We start from the raw sequence: 11670 nt of genomic DNA on the forward strand, positions 1-11670 counted from the left end.
AGGATCCGATCCGGGAATGGCGCCAGCTTGCCCTCGATTTTGCAACGGTAACGGGCGGGTCGTGACGCAGGCCCCGTTACGGCATCTCGTTCTTGATCACAGCCAGAACAAGACGGTTGCGGCGAGCATGATCGCAGAGAAGAACGTTTCCGGGCACCGGTCATATCGAGTGGCGACGCGCCGCCAGTCCTTGAGGCGGCCGAACATGATCTCGATGCGGTTGCGCCGTTTGGTGCGCCCGATCTGGCGTCCGCGCCCTCCTTTTTCACCCCAAGGCTTGATGCCGTGCGGTGCGCCTTCAGATAGGTCGCATCGATCATGATCGTCTTGTGCTCGGCGCTCTCGGCGGCCAGGCCCACCATGATCCGAGCGAAGACCCCGTTGTCGCCCCAGCGCTTCCAGCGGCTGTAGAGCCTTTCAGGGGCTCGCGCGGCCCCACTGCGGCCACGGTCCCCTTCAAGTGGACGGGCCGTATTCCTTCGGCGCGTCGCACCACCGCAACCCATTGCGATTGATGAAGATTATGCCGCTCAGAACGCGACGATCATCGACACGGGGCTTGCCGTGACTCTTGGGAAAGAACGGCTTCAGGCGCTCCATCTGGGCGTCGCTCAGCCAATAAAGAGTGCTCATCGATCAGGTCTCCTTGCGGTGCCTGAATCAGGCCAAATGCCTGAAATCAATGGGTCGGGAGCCTATAGGGATGCACGGGGTGTTTGTGGTGCCCGGTGTGCAACCTCTTGTGTAACCTGACCCCAGAATGCCCAAGCCGCATGGGCTTGTTGTCTGTTTTTCAAGGCTGATCTGGAGGTTTGGCTGGGGTACTAGGATGCCCACAAACCAAACCAGATGGTCTGATTCCTCTTTTGAACCAGTGCCTTGAGGGCGCGCCGCAAAGACCGCATCAGCATATGTGCAACCACGGATGCTCGCCCCCATGCAACCTCGCCACGGCCTTCCTGTCAAGCGCAAGTGCGACGTATGCACTGTAAGCGGTGCATCCGGCCGGGGATTGACATGGATTTCGCCACCAAGCTGGCGATTCGGCTCGTCTGAAGCCTGTTGAAGCCGAATCGCGTCATCGAACGTGGTGGCTTCTGATGCTGCGTCATCGATGGTTCCCGCCGCTGCCTCGGCAGCGTTCAAGGCGCCAAAGTGAGCGGGCGGCCGATCGAACTTCGAGGTTCAAGGGTACGGAGGCGTTTGCCGGCGGCGACGGCAGGATCATCGCGCCGAGATCGGAAGGCGTTGGTAAGGCCTCAGACGCGCCGGAAATGGGTCGGGCAAAACGCGACAAAGGATGGCCGAGGGGTTAGGCTGCCTCCAAATGGATGTATGAGGCGTCGCCTTGCCGTCCTCAACGCAGCCACTGACATGAATAAGTGCGCCGCGCCCCGCTTGGCGAGGCCATCAACGGCAAATGCGTCAGGGAATGAGCGCGTCGCCCGGAAGGTGCGTCCAGACCCGACGCGGCCGATCGACTGATGCGTCGGGCGTGGCTTCGATGCTCGGACATGACTTTGGGCCGGAACCCCGATGTGCGGGGCCCGGCTGAACAAGATCATGCGCGCGGGGCGCGGAAAGGGATCGCCGCGCGGCAGGCGGCGATCCCGGCGGATCAGGCCGCCTTTTTCGGCGGGTTTGCGAGCGCCGGGGCCACAGCCTTGTAATCCCAGGGCATCAGGCGGCTGTAATCGGTCAATTCGCGGCCCTTTTCGATCTCGCCCACGACCCAGCGCACGTATTTGAACGGATCGACATCGTTCAGGCGCGCGGTCTCGATCAGGGTGTAGAAGATGGCCCAGTTCTCGGCCGCCGCATGGCTCCCGGCGAACAGCGAGTTATTGCGGGTCACCCCGATGAGGCGCATGCAGCGCTCGACCGGGTTGTTGTCGATCTCGAGCCGGCCATCGAAGACGTAACGGATCAGGTCCTCCCACGCGTTCAGGAAGTAATTCGCCGCATTCTTGAGTTTCCCCTTCGGCAGATCCGGTTCGGCCTTCAGCAGCTCCTCGCGGATCGCTTTCAGAGCCGGCAGCGCCTCGGCGAAGCGCATGGCCTCGCGCTGCGCGGGCGGCAGGCCCTTTGCACGCTTCTCGACAGCATAGATGCCCCCGATACGCTTGAGCACGCGCTTGGCGAGGGTGCTGGGGGCCACCTTCTGGGCATCCGTGAACTGGCGACGGGCATGCGCCACGCACCGCTGGATGTCCACACCGTCATTCTGGCCCGGAGCACGGCGGACGCCATTATACCCCGCGTAGCCATCGGTCTGGAGAGTATCGATCAGCGCGCCCTCCAGCATCTCTTTCGCGACCTGCCCGCCCCGCGACGGGGCATAGCGGAAATACACCGCCGGACGCGCATCGGGGTTCCAGCCGCGCTCATCGCGGCAGATCGCCCAGAGATAGCCCAGCTCGCATTTTCCCTCCGCCTGCACGCGCAACGGCGTCTCGTCCATCATAGCCGAGTGGCCGGCGGTCGCGTGCTTCCAGATTTCGTCGCAGACAGGCTCGAGGAAGCCGGCCAGATGCGTCGTGAGGCGGCCGAGATGCTGGCGCGTGACGTTGCACCCGGCGTCGAGCAGGCGGCGCTCCTGACGATAAACCGTCTTCGCTTCATAGAATTTTTGCAGCGAATACTCGATCACGGTGTCGAGATCGGCCTTGCGGCCGCGCATGATGTAGCGTTCAGCTTTGGCGGACATCGGTTTGTTCTCCTTGCAGATGGTCCGGTTGCAGGCACAGGTGTGATAGTGATGGACTTCCACCACCTGCCGTTCGGGGATCGTGACCAGGCGTTCCCGGGTCTCGACACCGATCGACTTCATTTCGCGGCCGCAGGTGCAGTGGCGTTCCGGCGGAAAATGATCGACATGCCGCCGCTCAAGGTCGTCGGGCAGTTTCGTCACCCCGCGCCCCTTCTTTTTCTCCGGTTTTTCCGGTTCGAAATCGGGGATATCGGCGAGATCGGTCTCGTCATCCTCGATCGCTTCACGATCCTTCTCGGAGCTCTCGCCCCACATTTTGCTTTTCAGCATGCTGAGATGCTCGGTCGTACGACGCAGATCGGACTTCAGTGCCGAGATCTTTCGCCTGGCGCCCTGCAGGCGTTCCTGAGAGGCCATATGCTCCATGTGCAGGGCGCGGACACAGACGTTGAGCGCGTTGCGCTCCCAGCGGTATTTGTCGGGCAGCGACAGAGCGATTTCGGAAATTTCGTTGATGATTTGGCTCGTGGCGCTGAGCTTGCCGGTGAAGGTTTCTGTGCCTTCACCATGAGGAGGATCTTCTTCCTCGGGCGGCAATATCTCGCCATTCAGAGGTTCGTCAGTCATTGTCGGTCTCTCTATTTCGACAAGACCCCGCCCGGGCAGGCGGTGTCGGTTTCGGGGGGCCGCAGATGCGACGCGTGACCGTCGCTCCGAGTGATTGGCATGCGAGAACACGTCTCCGGACTCGCACAAAAGCGCCCGAAGCGAAGTTTTTCTTCCCAATCCTGTTGGAGCCGAGATAGTTTCCGTTATTTATTTGGATGTGCCTTCGAAAAGCGCACCCGTCAGAAACATCGCAACATTGCGCGGCGACGCAACTCGTTGCAATTTATCAAAGCCATTTAAGGCTTTGCCACACAGCAAATACGGCTTCTGCCATCATGGCTATGGCGCGGCTCGCCTATATCCGCTACGCGACATTTTATTCCGGCATGCATCGTCCATACACTTCTCATACATCCGCTGCCGCCGTTAAGTGGCGTGAATGCCTCCCGTGAGAACAAAACAGCCTTCATAGCTGTTCTATATTTATGCCGAGAGAGCGATTTCACCTCACAATCGCGACGCACTTCCTGTATTTTCGAGTATTTCCGTCATCCGATACAGTTACGCACTGGCGCGAGTGCAGTTTTGATGCAGCGATGGCCCTCCTCTATTTCGCCAGATCCTTTGCGAATTAAATCCGACGAAAAATCCTGTGACTCTGGCGGATCCATCTTGTAAAGCGAAATTTCCCAGCAATGAATCATTAACCACGATTTTCGCAAATCTGTGTTTAATGAATTTTCCCGGTTAAATGGCTTGCGCTGCTGATCGAGGCTTGCGACAGTGCTTTCAAAAATTTCATTTTTCGCTGTCCGAATTATTTTTGTCGATTCGCCCAAGCGACGCGAAGCGGCCGCTGATCCTAGAGATCAATTAGATGTCAATTTGTATTTTTGTCACCCTCCGGCAGCTTGAAGATCATGTCGGCCGAATCAAATCGCATGCGACATGCAACCCTGCAGCCACCTTGCCGGGGAGTTCACCAAGCATGAGCCCCGTTGAACCCGGACCTTCTGTCGGCAGAGGTTCGCTCCTGGAACTTGCGGATCAAATGGAGCAGCCGTTACCGATCGCGACGCTCATGCCTTCATCCACGGCCGACTCATCGACCTCTCCTGTCAGCCCCGCCGGCAGCCATACGCGAGCAGCGACAAATGCCCCTGCGGCCTCCTCCGGCAGGGCGGAACGCCCGGCCCGAACCTTGCGTCGGCAGTCCGTCAACGGGTGTGGTAGAACCCCATGACGGTGCGACAATGCCGCCCCAAGCGTCGACTGCACGTTTTCAACGACACATCGCCCGCCCACACCCGCATACGAAATTTCATTTTTCGCATTAACCTCGCGGCCCGGGCCTCCGCCTCGGGGGCTCGATGACACGCATCACGCTTCTTGCGTTATGGGCGCACGACCATTCTCCGAAAGGTCGCAAAGGGCGGGACACAACTCCCAAAGTTGCTAAAGCTTGTCGGTAGAGATTTCGAGTTTACGAGAGGCGGACACCTGCGTGAGACGAACCGATTATAGTGGCAAGCGCGGAAGCAATGCGGGCAACGATTACCACGAACTTTGGGCTGCGCTTCGCGCGCTCGAACTTATCGCGCCCGGATCCGATCTAGTCCAACTAACGGTAGAAGGTGTTCGGGCCGACGATACGGCGGACATGGAGGACTCGATATGGGATGGGGTTGACGCGGCGTTCTATTTCGGCTCGTATGTCGATACGATCGAAAGCATCGAGCTCGTCCAATTCAAATATTCTGGCTGTGATCCCGACAAACCTTGAACCGTGTCGCGACTCGCATACCTGCTGCACGGCCAGGCGATTTCATCGAGCGCGTTCACGATGTACTCTATGACCGCTCGATCAAGCTGAAGCGCTTTGCTTATTTCTGCGCCTTCGAACTCTACGGCACAGTCAAACCCGATGAATGCCCGCCGATGAACGGACGCATGGCCAAAGCGTTGCGGTTCCTCGGCTTCGATGTGAAAGGAGCCTGAATGGCAAAACGCAGCACAATTATCGGCGACATCACGCGGCGCACCACCATCTACAGGGTGTTCCCGCGCAATCGCTTCTTTGAACTCTTTGACGAGAAAAAGAACGCCTTGGTCTGGCCGACTATGTGGGAAGACCCGTTCGAGAATTTCATCCTAAGATCGCCTGTCCGCACTGCCGCTGGCGAGACCGGAGAATTCGCCTTCCACGACGATGTTTATGGCCAGTGCTGGACGCTCAAGAAGAGATCGGATGCGATGTGGCGCATCTACTCGCCGCAAACGGATGCCGTCCGAGTCAGGACAACCGTTGGCAGACTGATCGACAGCCTTTGCGCTGCCAACAAGGGTGTGATCAACGATAGCTGCTTCATCGGCAAGGTTGACTATCCGCCTGATTTCAAACTCAAGGAATTCGCGCGTTCGGTCTTCAGGGACGGTCTAACCGCCGAAGCCGTTGCAAGGTCCCTGCTCAAAAAACGGGATGCCTTCGAACACGAGGCTGAAGTCCGGCTGATCTATTTCGAAGGACAAAACAAAAAGCATGACGGCGGCGTCTACAAATACGCACTCGACCCGCATGCCGCGTTTGACCAGTTCATGATCGACCCGCGTATGTCCTACGAGAAATTCTGCAAGTTCAAGGACGAGATCGTCGCGCGAACCAGAATCGACGAAGCACGCATCAAGCGCTCACTGCTCTACAAACCACCCGAAGGCTTCGTCGTCGAAATACCGTGACGGAGAGGACGAACTTGGGTAGCGGATAGGGGCAGGTCAATAACCCATCCCTCGTGGGGCTGGTCCAGCAGCATCGTATTGTCCAGTCTGAACGTTTTCAACGTGGGGTTTGGCCGTTCGCTTCCGTTTGGATCCTTACTTCCAGCTCGTGGGCTTCTGATACGCCCAAGCTGACGAGACGCCCAAGGATGGCATCGATGCGGCTGCGTGATGGGTGAGACTGACCATACAGAGACGGATCAATGACGGCCGCCGCCTTCAACCATTCAGCGACTTTGCGACCGATACCGAGCTCATGCCACATTGCACGGTCGCCAGTCGTTACTTCGAGCCACGTCTCAACTGCGAACAGGAGGAAGTCGAGATGCCGCGCGGTTGGCGCAACGTTCAAGGTATTCATCGTGCAGAGAGCGATGAAGGCTGTCGGGCCGCCCGGTATCAAAGGGCGCACCGTTTGAAGAAGGGGATCTATCCGGTCAAAAACACCGCGAACGAGGTAGCTCTTTGTCCCGGAGAACGAATTGTAGAAGTTCATCAGCAGCATGCCGATTGTCGGCCCGGTTTCGATGTCGATCCCAAGGCTTCCCCGGTGACGGTCCCAAGACCAACGGTTAAGCGCGAGTGTCCTCGTTACCAGTTGCTGCCGCAGAGCAACCGCGCGATCTGACGGCCGGTCCGGCTCGTTAAAGTAAGTGACATCGGCGGCGTGAATGAGCGTTGCGACCACATCGCAGAAGGACCGATCGGGAAGTTCAATGATCGGGTGCAGCATCCACTCAAAACGATCCTGCGGAGCGTCCATCAGTGCTGACGCAACTAATGAATAGAATTGATCAATCCATGCGTCGGGCGCCTGGATGACTTCGGCATCAGCGGAAAACCCATGACCGATCAGCTTTGCTGACCAAAGAGCGTAGGCATTGACAATCTCTCTATACCAGCTTGGCAAAGCGCTACCTTCGCCTCTGATGAGACGAACCCACTTTGCGAGCCCTTGGCTGTCAACGTGAGTGACGGCTTCCCTAGACCCACGCCGGAACGATTCATCATCACGGTTGAGCTCGGTGCGTGTACCGTTCGATGAGATCACCGCACGGGGTTGGCGCGAGAACGAAGGCTTCTCTTCGGGGAGGTCTGGCCAGTTCGGCTCGGGCCCGCCATCAAGCCAAGTGATCTCCGCAGCGATCGCGTCAGTGTCCTGTCTGGCTTTTTCCTTCTCGTAAGCCTGTCCAGTCGACTTGTCCTCGTCATAGGGATGCCAACGCCAACGACACGAGGTGAAAGCGATACGCACTGCGGCCTTGAGCAGTCGCGCGTCGGCATCTTTGATGCTCTCATTTGCTGCCGAGATCGCAATCACGGCAGCCTGGTCTTGTCGAGCGACGGTTTGAAGCAGGTGATCGCGGTCCTCGACGCGCCGTCTCCGATGCCAAAGATGGATTAGGGCGCAGATGCCCTGAGCCGGCCGATGGTAGTCCAGCGCCTTGTTGGAAGTGTAGCGGTCGACCTTCTCGGCGAGCGCCTTAGAAATCACAGCCCGGACCCAGTCCTCATGTTCGTCAAGGAGGGCATCATCGCCGTCCCGCGCAACAAGCAGGGCGGTCGAAATCAGTCTTGTCGTTCGTGACTTGAGATAATCTGTGTCGCTGTAGTCAGGCAGATCGCCGGCTGCATATTGGACGGCATCGCGCGCCAAATCTGACGAACCTTTTGCCGGATCGCTTATCGCCAGCCGAATTCGGGCCTCAATCGTGAAGGATCGATCGTGTACCTGTCGATTGGCATCGAGGCGCTTGAGGTGCTCGGCTTCTACCGGTGGCGAATTGTATTGAAGACCACCTTCAACTTCGACCCAGTTGGCCCGGTCAAGCATGTTGAGTGCATAGGATCCTATGAATGCAGGATCGCCAAAGTTTGCTTCCGCGCTGTACCGTCCGGTCTCTTGAACAGCTTCAACCAACAGGGAGCGCACCATCTGAGCCGCGTGATCATCGGCCATGTAATAGGGTATCAGATGCTCGGGCATTATGGAGCGTGATGGGCGGTTCGCGAGATCGGCGAGCATGACGCGGCCCTTAGGCTCCTGCTTCATCATCATCCCGCCTCCAAGCCTTTCCAACCCCACACGCGTGCGATCATTGGCAAGTAGGGAGGGGTTCGCCACGAACGGGACGAGCGCGTCGCGTGTCGTCGGCCAATGCGAGAGGAGAACATCGAGCGCGACACACAGGTAGCCTGCACAACTACCATCCGGCCCGAGGATGTCCCGCAAAACCGTATCGACATCTTCGCCGTTCTCGAGGCGCTCATGCGACCAAGCTTCGAGCGCCATTAGGCCAGAAGACGCAGCGTACTCCCGAGCTTGGCTGGAGCGTGACCAGTAATAGGTCTGGACCCATGGAAAGAAGCGCGGCTTTCCGTTGAATTTGATCATGAAGCCGTCCGTTCCCGCCTTCACGCCATCCGCGTGGTGCTCGACAGCCGCGTCTACCAGTGTACGGATGAGGTCGAGCCCGATCTCGGGGTCTGCGTCGAGCAAGTCAAAAAAAGGGGGCTGTGCAGGCGATACTGGCATGTAGTCGGTATCCGCAAAACCGAACGCGCCGTGGAAAGAATCTCCTCGGGATTGCCCTCGACGTGACTGTTCAAGGAGACTGGACTTGATAAGAGTCGCCAGTTCGTTCGGAGCGACGCTGGCCAAGGTTTTGCTGAAGGGCCGAATTTCCTTGACCTTGTAGTGATCGTTCTCTTTCGCGATCGCGGTCAAATAGGCCTTCGTGTCTTCCGGCGCATGTGACGCCATAAGAAGCGCCACGGTTCGAAGATCCTCGATTATCGTAGCGCGCGAATGGCGTTCTAACCGTGGGGCATCCGCGGCACCCGGGATCGTGATGTTGGCGTCACGCAAGTCGATCTGCATCAGCCAGCCGAAGAGCATCTTCGCCGTTGCCCGTCCGAGTTCGCGGACGCTCATAATCGTGAGGAACTGGACTTCAGCGAGCTTCACGATGGCAGCGATCGCCTGGATTGGAATATCGTCAGCGTTCACAGCGCACCACACGAGAACCGTCGGCGCCGATAGCGTCGTGGCGATGCGCAAAGAGCCCGGTGCCTCGACAGGAAGCTCGGCGCCCGTCGCGGCGATTTCCTTGAAGACGGATGCGGCCGAGATCGTTTCGGTCGCGACGATGGCGGTACAGATCTCGACGAGCAACGCGCCCCGATCGGCAAGCAATGCAGCGCGGCAGCGGCTCAGAAGCCGCGACGACAGCTCGGATCGCACGATCGCCATGAGCGCTTGGCGACGCCATGCATCATGTGCGCCTGGTCGCGAGAGGGCCCCAAGGAGAGCCGTCCAGTTCGAGCCATCCGGTCCCTGTTCGAGAGCGAAGCGACCGGAAAATTCGATACCACGTGCTACCCGCGGCGATGGCGGTACGGAAAGATCGACGTTGTCGAGCAACGTGATGTCTTCGTTGAGGCGCGCGCCGATCGCCCAGTCGCGGAGCACGTCATGGTAGAAGCTGAGACGGTCGCGCTTCGGTTCGGACAGGGTCAGGCTACGCAGTAGATGAGCTCGTGCCGGTGTGTCCGTCGACGCCTCTACCAGGTCCTGTCCTGCCAGCGCCGCTTCTGCTAGCTCGGCCAAGAGCCGTTGCGCCGGCCGGACATCATCTGGCTTTGCGCCATCGGCACTCTTCCACCATCGGTCGGCGAGCGCCGCTTCAGTGCGAATGTTGGCCGAGCTCGGGACCTTGAGCAATTGGGCCAACCGATAGAGATTGCGCGCAATGCTCGCGGCCGGATGATCCCGCGACAGCAGAGCGTGCAATTCCGGGGCGGCAGTGCCCAGGGCTGCAACCTCGTCGTCGTTCAGTTCGCCCACGAGCACTTGGCAGGACGTACCCAACTTCGCGAGCGCGTCCTCGGCGACCCAGCGAGTGTCTTCGACGCCGACATCGGGCCGTTTGGACACGACTACGGAAAAGCCTGGGACCTCTGCAATTTCGCGCAGCAAGTCATTCACTGTGCGGCGGCGCTCGACGGAGGTGAACATCTCTAGGCCGTCAATGAACAAGACCGCGCCGCCACCAGCCGCCAGGTCCCACAAGAAGTTCTTAGCGGTCCCGGGCATTTCCAGACGTTGCGCGAGCGCCGACCATCCGCCGTCGGGCGTGCCTACGGGATCAAGGACGATGACATGGCCCTCACGGCCTATCCGCTCAGCAAGATGTCTCAAGACCCAGGACTTGCCCACGCCCGGTTTACCAGTGATCTCGATGAAGCGATGCCCGTCGCGCGCTTTCTCGAGATCGGCAAGCGCGCCGAGGCGGGGGATATTGACGCCGCCGACAGTGGTCCCGATCTCCATGAGTGCGTGGCGCGACATCTCCGCCAGCTTGGCGCGGGCGAGCGAGAAATTCTGATCGCCGACTAGGTGGAAGCCACGCGTCGTCAGCCTCTCATTGAGCGATTGGCGCGTGACCGAGCCACCGGCCTTACCCGTCTCGATGACGATTTCGATAAGATTGCTCCAAAGCGCCTCGGCACGTGTCGCATCTTCCGGCGCGAGGACCTGACGGGCAAGTGTCAGAGCATGGGCCTTTGCCTCCGGTGCTCCAGACTCGAAATCGAACTCGAGGATCATGAACCTGCGGATAATGGACCAGACGGCTTCGTCCTCATCTGCGACTCCTTGAACCACAAGGTTGCTGCGGAACGATTTGGCGAAACTACGCATCTCTTCGCTGGCAACACCCGGGAGGGCTAACCGCGCGAAGAATTGAACGCCGCTTTCCGCTCTGTGCGCCCATTCGAGCACGTCCTGATAGGGGCCAGAGATAGCATAGCTGGTTCGCTGCGTCGCAACCGCCAGTAAATGGCGGTCCGTCGGCTTCTGAGCGGGAGTACTGCGCACGATCTGCTCGCAGACGGCTTGAAAGATAGAGTCTTTGGGCGAAAAACGGATTGTGCGCTTGGACTGGACCTCGAGAATCGCGGTGCCTTGTTCCGAAACACCATGCACGATCAGGTCATCGAGGGCATAGCCTTCATTCTCGCCCTGAAGCTGCACCCGCTCGATCCTGGCATTGGGGAGGCCGCGCGCTTCGCTGCCAGCGAGCATCTGCAGCACATAATAGGCGCCAAGCTGGCCCTCAATATACGTTCCGGCGCCCCCGCGCCCGACCGGACTGGAGCCTTTCTGTTCGGAACTTGTGCTTTCCTCGGGGGAAGGGCTCATCGCGTCGGTGGTCTTCAAATCAATCCTGCAGTTAATCTACGCGATAGCGTAAATATCGAACAATTTCGATTGTTTTCTACGTTATGTCTTCTTGGTTTCTCAGAGGAAGGAACCAGGGTCTTTTGAATCGCGTCCCGTCCGCGACGCAAGTTTTCGATGCGCCGGAGCTCAGGAATCCGCTTGTTATGCTAATCCTGCTGGCCTGAGCTTCGGGTCGAATGTCCGCATTCCGACTAGATCGGATAGCCCCTCGCGACCGCAGCGAACTTCTGAAATCCTGCTGTGACCCCCGATAACTCGTCCATCTGATGCTAGAGTCCGTCCCAATGAGAGGACCGGACATGAAGAGATCGAAGTTCACCGAAGAGCAGAT

Annotated in this window: 5 protein-coding genes and 1 pseudogene; 3 read left to right on the top strand and 3 right to left on the bottom strand. The window is 58.9% G+C overall.

The window, feature by feature from the left end; genetic code table 11:
- Positions 1 to 96: 96 nt before the first annotated feature.
- A pseudogene (locus C8J30_RS17645) lies at positions 97 to 633 on the bottom strand (transposase).
- A gap of 985 nt (positions 634 to 1618) precedes the next feature.
- Positions 1619 to 3337, bottom strand: coding sequence for an IS66 family transposase (gene tnpC, locus C8J30_RS17650; RefSeq protein WP_110807375.1), 1719 nt, complete (start codon positions 3335 to 3337; stop codon positions 1619 to 1621).
- Between the two features lie 1486 nt (positions 3338 to 4823).
- Between tnpC and C8J30_RS18430 the strand changes: the two genes are divergently transcribed.
- From C8J30_RS18430 to C8J30_RS17660, 3 genes are read left to right on the top strand one after another with little or no spacing between them, the layout of a single operon-like run.
- A complete protein-coding gene (locus C8J30_RS18430) occupies positions 4824 to 5102 on the top strand; it encodes a hypothetical protein (RefSeq protein WP_146227960.1) in 279 nt (92 codons plus the stop codon).
- Positions 5099 to 5317, top strand: coding sequence for a hypothetical protein (locus C8J30_RS17655; RefSeq protein WP_110807377.1), 219 nt, complete (start codon positions 5099 to 5101; stop codon positions 5315 to 5317). The genes C8J30_RS18430 and C8J30_RS17655 overlap by 4 nt, the downstream gene beginning before the upstream one ends.
- Positions 5318 to 6055 carry a DUF2971 domain-containing protein gene (locus C8J30_RS17660; protein WP_110807379.1) on the top strand — a complete coding sequence of 246 codons (738 nt, stop codon included), beginning with the start codon at positions 5318 to 5320 and terminating at the stop codon, positions 6053 to 6055. It abuts the gene before it with no gap.
- 97 nt (positions 6056 to 6152) lie between these two features.
- Here C8J30_RS17660 and C8J30_RS17665 read toward each other — a convergent pair whose 3' ends face one another.
- Positions 6153 to 11315 carry an NACHT domain-containing protein gene (locus C8J30_RS17665; protein ID WP_146227961.1) on the bottom strand — a complete coding sequence of 1721 codons (5163 nt, stop codon included), beginning with the start codon at positions 11313 to 11315 and terminating at the stop codon, positions 6153 to 6155.
- Positions 11316 to 11670: the final 355 nt, after the last annotated feature.

The organism is Rhodobacter viridis, from assembly GCF_003217355.1.
Taxonomy (GTDB): Bacteria; Pseudomonadota; Alphaproteobacteria; order Rhodobacterales; family Rhodobacteraceae; genus Rhodobacter; species Rhodobacter viridis.